The sequence below is a fragment of the Bradyrhizobium sp. dw_411 genome, from assembly GCF_018449695.1.
Lineage (GTDB): Bacteria > Pseudomonadota > Alphaproteobacteria > Rhizobiales > Xanthobacteraceae > Bradyrhizobium.
Genome location: NZ_JAAVUY010000010.1, coordinates 266,670 through 285,679, shown reverse-complemented (window position 1 = coordinate 285,679; position 19,010 = coordinate 266,670). Strand labels below are relative to the sequence as shown.

10 protein-coding genes are annotated in these 19,010 nt (G+C 60.2%); 1 reads left to right on the top strand and 9 read right to left on the bottom strand.

All coding sequences use genetic code 11. The features are described 5' to 3' along the window. Positions 1 to 130 precede the first annotated feature (130 nt). The 7 genes from HB676_RS19335 to HB676_RS19305 form a co-directional block, all read right to left on the bottom strand. Positions 131 to 1,114, bottom strand: a complete 984-nt coding sequence (locus HB676_RS19335) for an ABC transporter ATP-binding protein (RefSeq protein WP_213739510.1) — start codon at positions 1,112 to 1,114, stop codon at positions 131 to 133. Then, complete coding sequence (locus HB676_RS19330) at positions 1,111 to 2,523, bottom strand: amidase (protein ID WP_213739509.1); 1,413 nt, start codon at positions 2,521 to 2,523, stop codon at positions 1,111 to 1,113. Before HB676_RS19330 ends, HB676_RS19335 begins: the two co-directional genes overlap by 4 nt. Continuing rightward, entirely contained in the window at positions 2,520 to 2,717 is a 198-nt protein-coding gene (locus HB676_RS19325) for a hypothetical protein (RefSeq protein ID WP_213739508.1), read from the bottom strand. Before HB676_RS19325 ends, HB676_RS19330 begins: the two co-directional genes overlap by 4 nt. Beyond that, entirely contained in the window at positions 2,714 to 3,781 is a 1,068-nt protein-coding gene (locus tag HB676_RS19320) for an ABC transporter ATP-binding protein (protein WP_213739507.1), read from the bottom strand. Before HB676_RS19320 ends, HB676_RS19325 begins: the two co-directional genes overlap by 4 nt. A 4-nt stretch (positions 3,782 to 3,785) precedes the next feature. Further along, a complete protein-coding gene (locus tag HB676_RS19315; RefSeq protein WP_213739505.1) occupies positions 3,786 to 4,673 on the bottom strand; it encodes an ABC transporter permease in 888 nt (295 codons plus the stop codon). A gap of 18 nt (positions 4,674 to 4,691) precedes the next feature. After that, positions 4,692 to 5,645 carry an ABC transporter permease subunit gene (locus HB676_RS19310; protein WP_213739503.1) on the bottom strand — a complete coding sequence of 318 codons (954 nt, stop codon included), beginning with the start codon at positions 5,643 to 5,645 and terminating at the stop codon, positions 4,692 to 4,694. A 221-nt stretch (positions 5,646 to 5,866) separates the two neighbouring features. Next, a complete protein-coding gene (locus HB676_RS19305; RefSeq protein ID WP_249780348.1) occupies positions 5,867 to 7,468 on the bottom strand; it encodes an ABC transporter substrate-binding protein in 1,602 nt (533 codons plus the stop codon). 274 nt (positions 7,469 to 7,742) lie between these two features. Here HB676_RS19305 and HB676_RS19300 point away from each other — a divergent pair, with 274 nt between their 5' ends. Further along, positions 7,743 to 9,347 (top strand): ABC transporter substrate-binding protein, encoded by a 1,605-nt coding sequence (locus HB676_RS19300; RefSeq protein WP_213739501.1) that lies wholly within the window; start codon positions 7,743 to 7,745, stop codon positions 9,345 to 9,347. 119 nt (positions 9,348 to 9,466) lie between these two features. Here the strand turns inward: HB676_RS19300 and HB676_RS19295 are convergent, their stop codons facing one another. Further along, a complete protein-coding gene (locus HB676_RS19295; protein WP_213739499.1) occupies positions 9,467 to 11,698 on the bottom strand; it encodes an adenylate/guanylate cyclase domain-containing protein in 2,232 nt (743 codons plus the stop codon). 285 nt (positions 11,699 to 11,983) lie between these two features. Beyond that, the gene (locus tag HB676_RS19290) at positions 11,984 to 18,823 is read right to left on the bottom strand and encodes a FecR domain-containing protein (RefSeq protein ID WP_218625772.1); all 6,840 of its coding nucleotides are present in this window, start codon (positions 18,821 to 18,823) and stop codon (positions 11,984 to 11,986) included. Positions 18,824 to 19,010 lie beyond the last annotated feature (187 nt).

Here is a 19,010-nt window from a genome sequence, read left to right as displayed (position 1 = left end):
TGATGCACGCGATCCCTGCGCGCTCGCGCATAAACCTATCTATAATCGGGGGATGTGACGACTCCAATTTAGGGTATTCGGAGCACGCCGGGTTTGCCGCTTTGCGGCATCAGCGCCGAATCGCGTCGGACTACCTTGCGGCAACGGCCTCGACACGTTCCGCCAGGATGCATCTTGCGATCCGGTCCGGACCGATCGCCACGTTGGGCGGTAATTGCTCCAGGCAGCGGGCTTCGGCAAAACTGCAGCGCGGCGCGAAAGAGCAATTGACCGGCGCCTTGTCGAGCGAAGGCGGCGTGCCCGGAATGGTCTCCAGCCGTTGACCCCGTTTGGCGCCGTGAACGGTCGAGGCCAGCAGGCCCCGTGCATAGGGATGCACCGGCGAGCGCACGATCTGGCTCAGTGTGCCCTGCTCGACGATCTGCCCGGCATACATCACCGCAACGCGGTCGCAGATTTCGATCGCGACCCCGATATCGTGGGTCACGAAGATGACGGACATGCCGAACTCGCGCTGCAGTTCGCGCAACAACAGCAGGATCTGAATCTGCACGGTCGCATCGAGCGCGGTGGTCGGCTCGTCCGCGAGCAATATCTTCGGCTTGCAGGCCAGTGCCAGCGCAATCATCGCGCGCTGCCGCATGCCGCCGGACATCTCATGCGGATAGGCCTCGAGCCGGCGTTTGGCCGAGGGAATGCGCACCACTTCCAGCATTTCCAGCGCGCGCGCCATCGCGTCGCTATGGCTTTTGCCCTCGTGGCGCATCACGCTTTCGGCGATCTGATGCCCGATGGTGTAGACCGGATCGAGCGCGAGCGCCGGCTCCTGGAAGATCATCGAAACCGTCTGGCCGCGGAACGCCGATAGCTCCTCGTCATCCAGCGCCAGCACATCGCGCCCCAGCACCTGTACGCTTCCCGAGATTTGCGTCCGCTTCTTCGGCAACAGCCGCATCAGCGCGCGCAATGTCACGCTCTTGCCCGAACCGGATTCGCCAAGCAGGCCCAGCACTTCGCCCTCGCCGAGCGAAAGGCTGAGATCGTTCACGGCATGAACCGTGCGCTCGCCGCTGAAGCGGATGTTGAGGTCGCGTATTTCGACGAGCTTCGTCATGCGAGTTTCGGCACCCGGTCGTGAAAGTCAGTGATGCGTTGGAACGCAGCGCCGATCCGCAGCAACATGGCCTCATCGAAGGAACGGCCGATCAATTGCATCGCGACGGGAAGGCCGCCGCGGGTAAAGCCCGAGGGGATCGCGAGCGACGGCAGCCCGAGGTAATTGATCGGGCGGGTAAATCGTGTGAGCCGCTGGATCACCGCTTCGGCGTTGGGGCTGTTGCCCACATCGCTCTCGGCGATGGTCGGAGCCGCGACCGGCGCCACCGGTGCGATCATGGCATCGACGCCGGCGACGGCGGCGAGATAGGCCGACAACGCCGGGCCGCGCCAGCGAACGGCCTCGAGATACGATACACCCGGCACCGCCAACCCGTTCTGCAGCCGCATCAAAACCTGCGGGCCATAATCCTGCGGTCGCTCGATCATCCATCGCTTGTGGAACGCCGCGGCTTCGACGGCGAGCACCAGTTGGCACGCGGCGCTGAGTTGGCGCTGATCGGGCAGTTCGACCTGAACGACATTGGCGCCCTCGCGTTTGAGCACGGCGATAGTCGCGTCGAGAATTCCGGCGACTTCGGAATCGAGATCATCGACATAGAACGCCGAGGGCACGCCGATGGTAAGACCCTTGATTGATCCCGCTGTCGCGGCAGCGTAGTCCGGCACCGTTCCTGTGATCGCAGTCGGATCTTCGGGATCGGCCCCCGCCATCAGGCCCAGCAACAGCGCGCAGTCTTCAACACTGCGCGCCAGCGGCCCGACAGTATCGAGCGATTGCGACAGCGGCATTGCCCCGGCGCGGCTGATCCGGCCGACGGTGGTCTTGAGCCCGGTAACGCCACAAAAATGCGCCGGCATCCGGATCGAGCCGCCGGTGTCCGAACCCAAGGCCGCAAAGGTCAGCCTTGCGGCGACCGCGGAGCCTGATCCAGACGACGAACCGCCGGTGACGCAGGCGAGATCCCAGGGATTATGCACCGGTCCAAAATGTGCGTTATGGCCGGTCGGCCCGTAAGCGAATTCGGACATCTGCAGCGAGCCCAGCCGAACCGTGCCGGCGTCCTTTAGGCGTTGCAGCGCGGTCGCGGTGGTCGTCGCGACGAAATCGCGGCGGATGCGCGAGCCGCAGGTGACGATCTTGCCTGCGTCGTAATACATGTCCTTGTGCGCCAGCGGCACGCCGTGCAACACGCCGCGATTTTTGCCCTTTGCGAGATCGGCGTCGGCAGCATCGGCGGCCGCCAATGCGGTATCGGCTTCGATCGCCATGAACGCGTTCAGGCTTGGCTGCCACTGCGCGATCCGGTCGAGACAGGATTGCGTCACCTCGCGCGACGAAAGCTTTTTCTGTGCTATCGCTTGCGCGACCACAATGAGCGTCATCAGAGCCGGTTCAGTGCTCATTTCGAAACCTTCCCGGCTTGCACGACGACGAACGTCGCCGGTTCCAGATCGAACGGCAGCGTGCCGGCAACGGCGGCAAAGCCTTCGAACGCTGGTCCGATGGAGTTGGCGATGCGGGTGGCGACCTCGGCGCTGACGGGAAGGCCCGCGACGGCCGCAATGGCGCTTATTTCCTTTGGTGCTGGTCTTGTCATGTGATGTTTGCTCCCTTTGACAGCGCGCGGCTATGGCCCGAGCCGGGTATGGCCATGTAGCACGCGGCTTCGTGACCCATTGTATCGACCGCGCTGAGTTTTGGTGTGGCGTTTGCGCAGAGCGGCTCCGCGAAAGGACAACGGGTGTGAAATCTGCACCCCGAGGGAGGATCGATCGGATTGGGCGGATCGCCGGAAATCGGCGGCGTTTCGGTGCGATGATCCGGATCGGAAGACGGCATCGCCGCCAATAGCGCCCGCGTATAGGGATGTGCTGGTGCGTCCCACACCAGATCCACCGGGCCAAGCTCGACCACTTCGCCGAGATACATCACCAGCACGCGGTCGGAGATATAACGCACGACATTGAGATCGTGGCTGATGAAGAGATATGTCAGTCCGAATTCGCGCTTGAGGTCGACCAGCAGATTGAGGACCTGCGCCTCGACCGACTTGTCCAGCGCCGAAACGGCCTCATCAAGGATCACCAGACGCGGCGACAGCGCCAGCGCGCGCGCGATATTGACGCGCTGGCGTTGCCCGCCGGAAATCTCGTGTGGATAGCGATTGGCAAAGTTTTCCGGCCGCAAGCCGACCTTGCCGAGCAGCTCGCGCGCCAGCGCACGCGCGGCCGTATCGGCCATGCCGTGAACCTTCGGGCCGAAGGCGATCGATTCCTCGATCGTCAGGCGCGGATTGAGCGAGGCGTAGCTGTCCTGAAACACCATCTGCATGCCACGGCGAAGCTCGCGCAGCGACAGCGCGCGGCCGACCTGCATGCCGTCATAGATGATATCTCCGGCATCGCGCGGCATCAGATGCATCAACAGCCGCGCGGTGGTCGACTTGCCGCAGCCGGATTCGCCGACGATCCCGACGGTTTCGCCCTTGGCGATGGAAAAAGATACGTCGTCGACCGCGCGCACCGTCTTGCGCGGGCTGAACAGGTCGCCTCGCACCGGGAAGTGTTTTGTCAGTCCATTGACTTGAAGCAATGGCTGCGCGGCGCCCCCGCGATCCTCGATCGGCGCCAGCATATCGGCCATGGGAGTGACTTCGCTCATCGCATCAATTCCGGATGTCCATGGCGCTGCGCATACCGTCGCTGAGCAGATTGAAACAGATCGACACCGCAAAGATCATCGCGCCCGGCAAAGCCGCCACCCATGGATTGACGTAGATCGCGGTACGCAGCGTGTTGAGCATCAGGCCCCATTCCGGCTCCGGCGGTTTCGTACCCAAGCCAAGAAACGAAAGTCCTGCAGCCAGGATCATCGACACCGAAATCAACCCGGTGGCGTAGACGAAAATCGACCCCAGCACATTGCCGAGCATGTGCACGCGCATGATGGTGAAAGCCCCGGCGCCGGACGCCCGCGCCGCCTCCACGAAATCCATGTTGCGCACGCCGGTGGTGACGCTTTCCGCGACCCGGGTGATTTGCGGCACGAATACGATGGTGAGCGAAACGATGGAATTGACGATGCCGGCGCCGAGCGCGCCCGAAATCGCGATTGCCAGCAACACCGAGGGGAATGCATAGAACACGTCGACCGTTCGCATGATCGCGGTGTTGATCTTGCCGCCGACATAGCCGGCGATAAGGCCCAGAGACGTGCCGATCACGAACGCGAGGATGACGGGCAGAATGCCGACAATCAGCGACAGGCGTCCGCCATAAACCAGCCGCGCCAGCATGTCGCGGCCGAGTTCGTCGGTGCCGAGCGGATAATTCGGCGTGCCAATATGGCGCAGGCGGCGGATCATCGACCCCTGATAGGGGTCGGCGAGCCCCAGCCACGGCGCACAGATCGCGGAGAGAAAAATCGCGAGCAAGATGAACGCGCAGACCATACTGACCTTGTCGCGCATGATCCGCCGCCCGACCGTCGCCCAGTAGCCGCGCGCCTTAGTGGCGGGCGCTGCCTGGAGGGCCGTGTCTGTGATCGCGCTCATCGGAAGAATCTCATTGCTTCAGCTCCGCTTGATTCGCGGATCGATCGAGGCTTGCGCGATATCGACCAAGAGATTGAGAAACACAAAGAACAGCGCCAGCACCAGGATCGTACCCTGCAGCAACGGCAGATCGCGCTGGAAGATCGCCGAATTCAGCAGCAGCCCCGAGCCCGGCCACGAGAACACTGTCTCGATCAGAATCGAACCGCCGAGCATGTATCCCAATTGCAGGCCCATCACCGCCATCGCGGTCGGTGCGGCGTTCTTGATGACGTGACGAAACACATGGGTTTCGCGCAGGCCCTTGGCGCGCAAGGCCTCGACGAAATCCTGGCTGAGGATATCGCCGGTCAGCGCCCGCACCGTACGGGTGACGATGCCCATCGGAATCACCGACGTGGTGACCGCGGGCAGGATCAGATAACGGATATGTTCCCAGTCCCATCCCCAGGCGCCGGAGCCGCCGGGACCGGCGCCGACCGCAGGCAGCCAGTTGAGTTGCACCGAGAAGATGATCACCAGCACCATCCCGAGCCAGTAATGCGGCACCGAGACGCCGGCGATCGCAATCGAGGTTGCGACCTTGTCGATCCAGGTATCGCGGAAATAGCCGGCGATCAGACCGAAGAACAATCCCAGCGTAAATCCGATCAACGCGGCGGCGATCGCCAGTGTCACGGTATTGCCGACCGCGCGCATCACTTCCGCCAGCACCGGGCGGCCGGTCGCGATGGAATGACCGAGATCGCCATTGACCGCCTTCCACAGCCAGAGTCCGAACTGGACCGGCAGCGGGCGATCGAAGCCGTAGGCGATGCGCAATTGATTGGCGAGCTCCTGCGACGCGTCGGCCGGCAGGATCGCAACCAGGGGATCGCCGGGCGTGATGTGCACCAGCAGAAAGCACACCAGCGCGACGCTGACGACGATCGGGATCACATAGACGATGCGTCTGAGGATATAGACGAACACAGAATGACCTTCTCGTTGCTGCTCTTTTCTTCCCTTCTCCCCTTGTGGGAGAAGGTGGCGCGAAGCGCCGGATGAGGGGTCTCTCTCCGCGGAGAAAACCCCTCACCCGTCTTCGCTTCGCCATAGCCGATGCTTTGCATCGGCGTCTTTCTAAGAACGGCGGCCGAAGGCCGCCTATGCCTCTCCCACAAGGGGAGAGGGGGAAGAGTCTCGTTACGCAATCACGGCGTCATGGAAACCGGCGAGAAGTCCACGAACCAGCTCTTTGGCTGCACAAACCCCTTGATCTTCGGGCTCATCGCGCGCGGCCCGACGTCGTGCGCGACATAGAGAAACGCCGCGTCGTCGACGGAAGCTGCATGCAGTTCAGCCAGCGCGGCATCGCGCGCGGCCGGATCGAAGGTCTGCCGCGCCTTGGTTACCAACTCGTCGAACTTGGGATTGTTGATAAAGCCCCAATTGTTCGACACCGGCGGCGCCATCGAGGATTGCAGGAAGCGCACCATCGCGAAGAACGGATCCATCGCCGCGTAGGTGACGTTGGTGGCATTGGCGCCATTGGCTGTGGGATCCTTGGCGCCGCGGCGCCAATTGGTAAACAGCGTATTCCATTCGATGACGTCGAGCTGGACGTCGAAATAGCATTCCGCCAGTGCCTGCTGCAGATATTCATTCATCGGCAGCGGCAGCATCTGGCCGGAGCCCGAGGCCGAGGTCTGGATCTTGACCGTCAGTTTCTTGTTCGGACCAAATCCGGCTTCCTGCATCAGCTTCTGTGCCGCAGGCTTGTCATACTTGATCTCGAAGGTCGGCTTGCCGCGCCAGGGATGACCCGGCTCGAAGGTGCCGGTGGCCGGCACCATCAGGCCCGCGAGCAGGCCGTCCTTGAGGCCTTCGCGATCGATGCAGAGATTGGCCGCCTTGCGAACCCGAATGTCGTTCCAGGGCGAGCCTTCGATGCGCGAGAACTGCCACGGCCAGACATGCGGTTCTTCATTGGTCTGGATAATGAAACCGCGCTGCTTGATTTCGGCGACCGCATCCGGCGCCGGCGCTTCGACCCAATCGACCTGGCCGGAGAGCAAGGCCGCGGTACGCGCATTCGCTTCGGGCATCGGCAGCAGCAGCATCTTGTCGACTTTGGGGATGCGTGCCTTGTCCCAATAGTTTGCGTTCTTCACGAGTTCGAGCCGCTCACGCGGCGTGAAGCTCGACATTTTCCACGGACCCGTGCCCGAAGCGTCCTTGGCGAACGCGGTCCAGGCGGCCTGCGATTTCGCCTTGGCGTCGGCGCCTGCGGCCGCGTCGAACAGCTTCTGCCATTTCGCAGGGCTTGCCATGAACAGATTGGTGAGATTGATCGGCAGGAAGCTGTCCGGCTCCTTGGTGACCAATTCCACCGTCATGTCGTCGATCTTGCGGGCCGAGACCAGCGTCGGCATGCGTGACGCCGTAACGCCGACCTGACTCGGATCGAACTGCACCGCGTCCTGCTTGAGAACCTTGTCGACATTCCAGACCACGGCGTCGGCATTGAACGGTGAGCCATCGTGGAATGTGACACCGGGACGAAGCTTGAATGTCCACTTGTTCTTGTCGGTCGCATCGACCGCCCATTCGGTCGCGAGCCCCGGAATCATCACACTCGCCTTGTCGGCGGAGGAAAGGTCCCACATCGTCAAAGCGTCATACATGGTGAGGCCGGTGAAGCGATTGCCCTCAAAACCCTGATCGGGCTGGCCCAGCGTGCGCGGAATATCAGCCGCCGTCATGCCGATGCGCAGCACCGTTTCGGCGCCGGCAGCCTGCGGCAAAATGACCATGACGGCCGCGGCCAGCACCGCTGCCGCCGTGCGGCTCTTTCCTGGATGTTGGGCACGCATTGCAACTAATCCCTTCTCGGCTCTCGATGACTATTTCTTATGCAAAACCATGCAACGGCTGTGCCAATGACCCCAACTGTTCGCCTGATTGTGATTGCCATTACAACTCTTTGTCAGGCTGCCGAACAAAAAGATGCAAATGCCTAATCTGGCACCAACCTTGCAACATTGGACCTGAAAGTCACGCCCCGATCAGTCCAATGGAGTCTAGTTCATGCGCCGCCGAAATTCGATCTTTCCAGCCTTGGCCCTCGCCATCGGCATCAGCCTGTGTGCGGGTTCCGCGCAGGCCGAAACCGTGGTGCGATACGGGATTTCGATGGCGGACATTCCGCTGACGACCGGCCAGCCGGATCGCGGCGCCGGCGCCTATCAGTTCAGCGCCTACACGATCTACGATCCGCTGGTCGCCTGGGAGATGGACGTGGCGGATCGGCCGGGCAAACTGGTGCCCGGCCTCGCGACCGAATGGAAGGTCGATGACAAGGACAAGACCAAGTGGCGATTTACGCTGCGCAAGGGCGTTAAATTTCACGATGGCAGCGAATTCGACGCCGATGCGGTGATCTGGAATCTCGACAAGGTTCTCAACGACAAGGCGCCGCAATTCGACAAGCGCCAAAGCGCGCAAGTGAAGACCCGCCTGCCCTCGGTGGCGAGCTACGCCAAGATCGACGACTCCACCGTCGAGATCACCACCAAGAATGTCGACTCGTTCTTTCCCTACCAGATGCTCTGGTTCCTGGTCTCCAGCCCCGCGCAATATGAGAAGCTCGGCAAGGACTGGGATAAATTCGCAAGCCAGCCTTCCGGCACCGGCCCCTTCAAGCTGACCAAGCTGGTGCCGCGCGAACTCGCCGAATTGACCAAGAACGAAAACTACTGGGACAAGAAGCGGCTGGCGAAGGTCGATAAGCTGATCCTGATTCCGATGCCGGAGGCGCTGACCCGCACCAACGCGCTGCTCGCCGGGCAGGTCGATCTGATCGAAACGCCGGCGCCCGATGCGGTGCCGCAACTCAAATCGGCGGGGATGCGGATCGTCGACAACATCACACCGCATGTCTGGAATTATCATCTCAGCGTATTGCCCGGTTCGCCCTGGACCGATGTGCGGCTGCGCAAGGCGCTCAATCTCGCGATCGATCGCGAAGGCGTGGTCGGATTGATGAACGGACTGGCCAAGCCCGCCAAAGGTCAAGTCGATCCCTCAAGCCCCTGGTTCGGCAAACCCAGCTTCGACATCAAATACGATCTGGCTGCCGCCAAGAAACTGGTCGAGGAAGCCGGCTATTCCAAGGACAAGCCGCTGAAGACGACCTTCATCATTGCGCAGGGCGGCACCGGGCAGATGCTGTCGCTGCCGATGAATGAATTCCTGCAGCAGAGTTTCAAGGAAATCGGCATCGATATCGACTTCAAGGTGGTCGAACTCGAGACGCTCTATACGCATTGGCGCAAGGGCGCGGCCGACGAAATGAATGCCGGCATCACCGCCAACAACATTGCCTATGTCACCTCAGACCCGCTTTACGCGATCGTTCGCTTCTTTGCCTCCGACCAGATTGCGCCGACCGGCGTGAACTGGGGCGGCTACAAGAACCCGAAGGTCGATGCGCTGATCAATGAGGCTAAGCAGACTTTCGACACCGCCAAACAGGATGACCTGATCGCGCAGGCGCATGCCTTGATCGTCGATGACGCCGCACTGGTGTGGGTGGTGCACGACACCAATCCGCATGCGCTCTCGCCCCGGATCAAGAAATTCGTGCAGGCGCAGCACTGGTTTCAAGACCTGACCACGATCGGGGTGGAGTAGGTTTTTGAAATATCCGTAGGGTGGGCAAAGCGAAGCGTGCCCACCACAACAATCCGGCGAGGAAATGGTGGGCACGGCGCAAAGGCGCCTTTGCCCACCCTACGGACCACATCGCCGCGCTACTTCGTCAACAACGCAAAAGCGCCGTTCCAGTCGGGCGGCGGCGGGTTCTCGCGATACGCGTGCAACCGTTCTTCATAGAGATCGTATAGCGATTCAAGCGTGTTCGCCTCATCGGTGGTTCGGCCGCGTTCGATCGCCGCGAGCGCGCCTTCCCAGTCACGGTTGCGATAGCAGGCCAGCATTTCGATGGTCAGGTTGCGCAGGCGCTGAAAGCGGCCGGATTGCGCGGTGTCCTCGCGGCCGGCGATGGCGTAGATGACCTCGGGCTCCTTCTTGCCCTTGACCATGATGAAATCGAGTTCGAGGATCGCGAACTTGTCCTTGACCGCGAGCGCGGTCTTGGAGCCGACGATGATCGGAAATCCATACGCCTTGGATTGCCCCTCCAGGCGCGACGCCAGATTGACGCTGTCGCCCAGCACGGAATAGTCGAACCGCAAATTCGAGCCCATATTGCCGACGACGCAGGTCCCGGTATTCAAGCCGACCCCGACATTGATCGGAATATAGATGTGTCCGCCGTGCTCGGCCTCGGCCTCGCGCTCCTTGTTGAGGACGTCGATCCGCTCCAGCATATCCAGCGCGGCTTCGCAGGCATTGAGCTGGTGCTCCTTGTCGTCGAGCGGCGCATTCCAGAACGCCATGATGGCGTCGCCCATATATTTGTCGATGGTGCCCTTTCGCGCCAGGATCGCATTGGTCAGAGGCGTCAGGAACCGGTTCATCAACGCGGTGAGGCCTTGCGGATCGTGCTTGTAGGATTCCGAGATGCTGGTGAATCCCCGCACATCCGAGAACATGATGGTCATTTCGCGCTCTTCACCGCCAAGCACGAGCTTTTCCGGTGACTGCGCAAGTTGTTCGACCAGCGCCGGCGACAAATACTGGCCGAACGCCGAGCGAATTTGCCGCCGCTGCGCCTGCTCCCTGACGAAGGCCGCGAAGATCAAAGTGAGATAGATCGCCGTGGTCGACAGCAAAGGATAGGTGAAATCGACCAGCAGCCGGTGTTGTGTGTAAAAATACCAGGACGTTCCGACCAGCACGGTGGCAAACAGCGCACCGACAACGACGAGCGTGGTTGGTCCGAACCGCGGCGCAAACGCGATCACCAGGATGCCGAGCAACAACGCAGCACCGAATTCCATCAGCGGACCGTAGGGCGGTTGCGCCAGCAGCGAGTTGGTCAATGCGGCTTCCAGCACCTGGGCATGGATCTCGACGCCCGGCATGGCGCGCGACACCGGCGTAGTCTTGATGTCGTTAAGCCCTGCTGCGGACGGCCCGATCAGCACCAGCCTGCCGCGAATCTTTTCGGCCGGAACGACCCCATCGATCACGTCGATCGCCGAAACATAGATCGACGGATCGTTGCGCGCAAAATGAACCCAAAGCTGGCCACGACGATCGGTCGGAACCTGAAAACCCTTGACGCCGATGCTCAGGATGCCTGCCTGATCGGTCTTGATGAAAATCGTGTCGGTGCCGGTCACGACCCGCAACATCTCGAAACTCAGGGACGGCATGGTTGTGCCCTGGGCCTCCATGATCATCGGCACCCGCCGGACAATGCCATCGCGTTCGGGATTGATCGAAAACAACCCTCGCCCGGCCGCCGCTACTTCGAGAACCGGCGTATTGCGCAGCAGGCCCGTAAAATCGAACATGAAGCGTTGAGGGTCTTCACCCAGCATCGCCAGACCCGTCACCGGAAGCTTCGTGTCGAGTTGCTTGACGATTTCGGGAAGCCCGGATTCACCGAGTACCACGCGTGAGCGTCGCATCGCATCAGCAAAAATTTGATCATTGCTCGGCAGCGCATGCAGTTTGGCCCGGGTTTCCTCGTCGAGATCGCGAAACGTGTCGGCGGCGACATCGGGATTGAGACGGTCCGGTTCCGAAAAGACGACGTCGAACGCGATGACCTTGGCACCGAGCGCAGTCAGGTGGGTGACGAGATCGGCCATCCGGGTCCGCGGCCACGGCCACTGGCCCAGTTTCGAAGCCAGGCTCTTTTCGTCAATATCGACAATGACGACCGGCCTTGCCGTCTTCACGCGCGGATCGATGCGCTGGAAGGAATCGAAGGTTCTGACGCGGAGCTCTTCGATGGGAGCGAAATCCTCGATGCGCAGCGCCGCGATGCCAATCAGCAGCACCAGGCAAATCAGCCTCGCATAGCCGAACTTCCGCCCGAACCACCTTCGTAAGATCTTGAACCGCTTCATGCCGCGTGCATATCAGGTTGAGAATATTTGAACAGGTGCGGACCTGCCACGGTACGACACGGCGGGTGCCGAAACCGCCTTACTGCACGATCTGAAGAACCATTTCGGCACCGGACACCGCCGTGCTCGACGACCCGTCGGGGCGTCTCGGAATTCCACGGAGCTCTTTGAGCCTTCCCTTCCTGGCTTCGCAAACCTTGCCTGTCAAAAAGGGAAAATGGCGGATCAAGCGGCGACGGATGTTGAAATCGTCTGCAGCGATTGGCCACCTGCGACCGTTAGAGCTTACGTGATGTGGAAGTCTCCGTGCTGAGCCGCGAACTGCAGTTGCGTAAGCGACAGGTTCTTGAGCGTGATCGTATCATGTGCAGCATCCGTGAGGATGACGTCGTGACCGGAATTGGCCGAATGTGCACCGGTCAGAAGCGCCGACACGCTCGCAAACAACGAGTGGTCGATATCGATCGTGTCGTTGCTGACACTGAAGTCGGCAATCGTTGCGCTGCCAAAGTTCGGCTTGAACACAAACGTGTCCTGTCCACCCTTGCCAAAAATCGTCACATTGCCGCCGATGTTTACAAATGTATCGTTCTGAGCGGTGCCGTTCACGACCGACGCATTTGTACCGACAACGGTAATCGTCAGGGGCTGCTCCACGGTGGTGGCGTGCCCATCGGTAACTTTCGCCTCAAAGGTGACAGTCAGCGTGTCATGCGGCTCCAGAAAATCGAGATCCGCGTTGGCGGGATTGTAGGTCCAATGCAAGGTATCCAGGCCGGCGGTTGTCGTTACGCTGTCGAACGTTATTGCGTCGGGATCGATCAGCGCCGCAACATTGGCACCCGACGGCAATGTCGTTGAACCGTCGTATTTAACAACGCCTTCCCCAATCACCGAAGCGGTTAACGTATCGCCAACCTCGGCATCGCTGACGGTAAGCGTGCCCGTCATCGGGGTGGCAAGCTGGATATGCGAGTCCGACGTAAAGCCGGCGGAAACATTGTCGATCTCGAACGCGCTCGAATCTCCGGTCGCCAGCACGACTTTGTTGAAGGGTGACAGGTCCAAAAATTCTACATACCCGTTCGATGCAAACGATCCCTGATTGCCATTGGACAACAGGGGGCTGATATCGGCGCCGTCATAAGAAGCGACAAGCGTCGTTCCATTGTAGAAATTGATCGTATTAAAGGAATCAACCGATCCCCAATAAAGTCCAAATTCGTTTTGCTCCGATGCAAAAGAAATGGTTTCCGAACCGTGAGCGCCAATGCTCAGATAGTTCGTGGTGTCCGGCTGGCCGGGCACTGGCCCCATGAACGGCGCCGCACTGACCCCGGATGAACCATGCACGACGCCAGCGTCGCCCGATGCCGTGAAGGTGGCGCCCAGAGCTGAGCTAAAGAAAGTGCCATGGCCAAACCCATTATTCGATGTCGACCCGGCCGAAAGATTATCGAAACTCTCCGTCCCCAGATTGAGTGAATTTGTGTCTACACCCGCGGCCAGAACGATCGGAGATTTTGTCAGAATGACTGTTTCAGTCGGCGGATTGGTCTCGCCCACGATCTTGGGGGGACTCGTCACCAGATCGGTACTGCCATCGGCGTCGCGTTCAAGGACGAAACCGCTGTGGCTGTAAGTACCGTCTAGCTTGAGCGTCTCAATCTGTGTCCCGTCGCGGATCGTCAATGTGTTGGTGGCACTGTTCCAGATGTAGGTTTCGGCCGACGAATATTTCAGATCGGCCAGATCGATTACGTCGCCCGCGCTGAAACCGCTGATCGTCCCGCCGAAGTGCTGAGAATGATCGAGCTTCAGGATACCCATCGCGCCTGGATCAAATGTGACGGTAGCCTGCGAATAGGCGTCTGCCGAACTCGAACCGAGTTCCAGCACCGCACCGTCCTTGATCTCGAGATTACCCACGATCGCCGCATTGATCGTCAGATGACCGCCGCTCGCCTCCACCACTCCGTGGCTAGTGTCGAGGGTACTGGTCGCGTCGATCGTCAATGTACCGCCGGTGACATCGATCGTACCGGTGTTGGTGATCGTCACACCGGTGATGAAACTATTGCCGGTCGAGTCCAGTTCACCGCCGATGGTGAGCGTCCCGCCATCGATTGTGGACCCATCCAGATCGAGCGTCGCGAAATGTGTAGGATCGGTGGCGTCAACCTGGATGATACCCTTCGTGGTACCGTCAGCGGTCGTAACGCTGTTGGCGATGACTTCCCCGCTCAACACCAGGGTGCTGCCGTCCTTCACCTCGATCGTTCCGGTATTGGTCACCGGCGTAGGATCGATCGTCAGCGTGCCGCTGACGACATTAATATGATTTTCGTTAACGATCGTCGCGCCGGTGATGAAGCTGTTGCCGGTCGAATCCAGCTCGCCAGAGATATTGAGGATGCCGCCATTGATCGTAGCGCCGTTGAACGTCAGCGTGTCGCCACTGTCGATCTGGATGGTGCCCCCGGTGACAAGGTCGTTAAAGACCGTCCCGTTCACCGTGACGTTGTCCAGTGTCAGCGCAGCGCCGCTCTCGACCGTTACCAGTCCGCCATTCAGAATGGCATTGACCGTGGTGGTTGCCGGCGGCCCGCCCGTCGTGACGCCGTTGATCGAGCTGTTGGAGGCAACATCGATCGTGCCAGCATTGGTGATCGTGCCACCGGAGAGCGCAACCCCGCTCAGCTTCAGCGTGCTGGAGGCATCGATATGGATCGTGCCGTTATTGCCGATGATACCACCGGTGATCGCCGTACCATCCAGCGTCAAGATCTGATTAGCGTCGATTGTCAGCTGGGTGTTGCTGAAAATATCATCGTTGATGCTGCCGCTACCGGTGATTTCGATCGTGCCGGCATTGGTAATCTTGCCACCGGACAGCGCGACACCGCTCAGCTTCAGCGAATCGGTGGCGTCAACATTGATTGTGCCGGTATCGGTGAGGATGCCGCCGGTGATCGCCGTGCCATCCAGCGTCAGGATCTGATTGGCGTCGACCGTCAGTTGGACGTTGCTGAAAATATCATTGTTGATGCTGCCGCTGCCGGTGATTTCGATCGTGCCGGAGTTGGTGATCTTGCCGCCGGACAGCGCGACCCCGCTGAGCTTCAGCGTATCGGTGGCGTCGACATTGACCGTGCCGTTATTGCTGATGATGCCGCCGGTGATGGAGGTACCATCCAGCGTCAGGATCTGATTGGCGTCGACCGTCAGCTGGGTGTTGCTGAAAACATCATTGTTGATGCTGCCGCTGCCGGTGATTTCGATCGTTCCGGCATTGGTGACCTTGCCGCCGGACAGCGCGACCCCGCTCAGCTTCAGAGTGTTCGTGGCGTCGATATTGATTGTACCGGTATCGGTGAGGATGCCGCCGGTGATCGCGGTGCCATTCAGCGTCAGGATCTGATTAGCGTCGATTGTCAGCTGGGTGTTGCTGAAAATATCGTTGTTGATGCTGCCGCTGCCGGTGATCTCGATCGTGCCGGCATTGGTGATCTTGCCGCCGGACAGCGCGACCCCGCTCAGCTTTAGCGTGTCGGTGGCGTCGACATTGACCGTGCCGTTATCGGTGAGGATACCGCCGGTGATCGCCGTGCCGTCCAGCGTCAGGATCTGATTGGCGTCGACCGTCAGCTGGGTGTTGCTGAAAATATCATTGTTGATGCTGCCGCTGCCGGCGATCTCGATCGTGCCGGCATTGGTGATCTTGCCGCCGGACAGCGCGACCCCACTCAGCTTTAGCGTGTCGGTGGCGTCGACATTGACCGTGCCGTTATCGGTGAGGATGCCGCCGGTGATCGCGGTGCCGTCCAGCGTCAGGATCTGATTGGCGTCGATCGTCAGTTGGGTGTTGCTGAAAACATCATTGTTGATGCTGCCGCTGCCGGTGATCTCGATCGTGCCGGCATTGGTGATCTTGCCGCCGGACAGCGCGACTCCGCTCAGCTTCAGCGCATCGGTGGCGTCGACATTAACCGTACCGGTATCGGTGAGAATGCCGCCGGTAATCGCGGTGCCGTCCAGCGTCAGGATCTGGTTGGCGTCGACCGTCAGTTGGGTGTTGCTGAAAATATCATTGTTGATGCTGCCGCTACCGATGATCTCGATCGTGCCGGCATTGGTGATCTTGCCGCCGGACAGCGCGACCCCGCTCAGCTTCAGCGTGTTCGTGGCGTCGACATTGATTGTGCCGTTATCGGTGAGGATGCCGCCATCGACCGTGACGTTGTCCAGCGTCAGCGTGTCGGTGGCATCTACCGACAAAATCGCGCCGCTCGCGGTATCGGTAAAGGTGGTTCCGGTCACCGTAACATTGTCGAGCGTCAGCGTTACGTCACTCTCGATCGTCACCCCGCCATTGTTCAGCAGCGCGTTGGTCGTAACCGCGGGAGTCCCGGCGACGGCGCCATTGATCGAGCTGTTGGCTGTGACGTCGATGCTGCCGTTGTCAGTGATGGTGCCGCCATTGATGGCGGTACCGTTCAGCTTCAACTTGGCACCGCTGTCGACCTGGATAATGCCGCCGGCGTTGGCGACAGCAACCTCAATATCGAGCGTATCGCCAATAATCTCGATCGTTCCCGAATTCGTAATCGAACTCTGATCAAGGAAATCGCCGCCATGGGCGAGAGCGAGCGTACCGGAATTATTCAGAACACTGTGATCCAAAATCTCGGCGAGACCGCTGATGGCCAATAGCGTGGCCAGGCTACCGACGCTGATGTTCCCGAAATTATTGAGAACCGCATCGACGTTCAGCGTAATCCCACCGGCGACCGTCAGAGTGTCGTTATTGTCGAGTATCGGGGCCTTGCCAGTCACATCGTTCATTTCGAGCGATTTGGCGGACGCCGCGCTGTCGATCGCGACCGGATAGGTCGGAAAATTGGGCTGCAACTGATTGGTGATGATGATCGCGTCATCATGGATGGTTGGGGCGTTGCCGGTTTCCCAGTTCGATCCGTCGCTCCACAGCGCTCCGGACGGCGGCGCCGGCTTGGTATCGATCCAGACAACGGCCGGGGCGTCGTTGCCGCCAATCGTGACCGTGATGGTCTGGGTAGATATCGCGCCCTGCGAATCCTTCACCTCCACCGTATAGGTGAGAATGAGCGCCTCGCCGCTGGGTATGAAGTCGGCAACGTAGCTTGGAAGCTCCGCAAACGTCCAATTGATCGTCCCGGTCCCCGTCCCAGTGCTATCCGTGCCGATGGATGCGGAGAGGGCGTTTTCGAAAATCTGGAACGGGATAGGAAACTGCTGCTGAAATGCTGTCAGATCGAGCGACACGCCGGCGAGCGACGCGCCCGTCAAGTCGCCGGTCGGGCCTGGAGCAACAATACTATGGGTGTCGGTGAGATCGGGATCTGTAAACGTCAGCGTTCCCTTCTCGCTATACGTCAGCATTCCCGGCGGCGGGGGTATCACAGTGACGCCAGACGTTTCCGACGTGGGAGCCAGATCACCGCCTATCGTGCCCTTGCCGCCGCTGAAATGGATGGTCTGCGCACCCGTGGTGATGACCGGAACGTCGTTGGTGCCGGTGATCGTGATGGTGAATTTGAGAGGGGTCGTCTCGTCGGCGGGCGCGTAATTGTTGTCGACCGTCAGCGTGTAGGTCAGCTGCAGCGTCTCGCCGGCGGCAAGGAAGTCGAACGATCCGTCGGGGACCGTGTAGCTCCAGCTTGCCGAACCGTGGTTGTTATTGCCCGGGGTAGCCGTCACGGCCAGATCGACTTCAACCGCCTTGATGTCGGCAAGCTGCAGCGTATTCAGCGACAGGGCATTGCCGTGGGGATCCGTATAGGTGGACCCATCGAACTTCGCCGAGACCGTCGGCAGGTCACCGGCGTTGACGTCGGCGAAATTGACTATGCCGGAAACCTTGTCGGGCGCAGTACTCCCGGTCACGCTCGGGAGTTCGCCAATCTTGAAAGCGCTCGCAGGCTGGCCATCGGCGCCCAGGAGAACAGCCGTCGGCGCTCCGGGGATGTGCTGGAGCTGCGGGCCCGAACCAGTCTGAATCTGAGTCTGAGTATTGACCGGCGTGCTCACCAGTAAAATAATCGGCGTGACGGTGATATTACCCACCTTGAACGGCGCCAGACTATCCGGGATCGGCGTGTCGGTATGGTGATCGAACGTCTTGGTGTTGGTGTTGTCCGAAAACCGTTGCGCGAACACATCGGTGATGAGCTTTTGGACCTCAGGCGTCAGGCCCGACAGCGACTGGCTGAAATTGCCGTTGCTGAAACTGAATTGCGTTCCGGCCCGATCGACGACCGCGAACGGCGTGAGCGTCACCTTGTCGAACAGAATGTACGAACCCGTGGTGCCGTCCGGCTCGACCAGCACCTGGAATTTCGTGTCGGGCAATCCGTTCTGGCCAGCCGTGTCAAAGTCGATCTCGACCAGCACCGCGGTGCCGCGGATGCCCATGGTCGCGACCGGCGTATCGATCTTCATGTCGCCGTGCTTGGCGGTTTCGCCCGCGACAAAGGTGATGGTCCCCGCCACCAGGCTGAGCAGCGATGAATTGTTCGACCCGTTGGGGTCATAGACCATCTCGTTCAGCACCATTCGCGCGTTCGACGAGAGGCCGAACACGGTGCCGTCGATGAAGGTGATGCCGACCGTCGATCCGGACCCGGACTGGACCACGTCGCCCTTTTCGACGTTGTCGCCCTGATTCAGGATGATCGAGACGCCATTGCGGATCGCGGTCGCGGAGCCGGCGAGCTTGGTGACGTGGCCGATAACCTTGTTGACGCTGGCGCTGCCATCCGCCTGGGCATATTCGACGTGGCCAGACAGCGCCTTGACGATATCGCCGGTGAGATGGGCGCCATCAGGCGACGCCAGCGCTGCGCGCTTCTCACCTTTGAAGTAATCATGCAGCACCAGCTTTTGATCGTCCGCGGAAAGGATCAGATCGACGCCGGACCGCTTGAAGTCGCCGTTGAACAGTAAATGCGCATCCGGGACGATGATCGCATCTGCTGGCGCATGGGTTGTATGCGGGGAAACGTGATCGCCGTGCGCAGAAGCGCCGGCATGCACGCCGACACTATCAACGAATAACTTGCCGTCGAATTTACTGGCGTAATTCAATGAGCCCACCGGCTAATGGTTAATATCGATATAATTTCAATGCTCTAAGCTTGCATATCACCGGGAACCAGATCGCGAAACCATCTCCTGCTTGCGCAAAACCGCCGCTTGTTGTTTTGCCAAAGGCACAAAGCCATATCTATTCTTTGGATTAGTCCCCCGATCGAAGTATTCGGTCTTCAGCTCA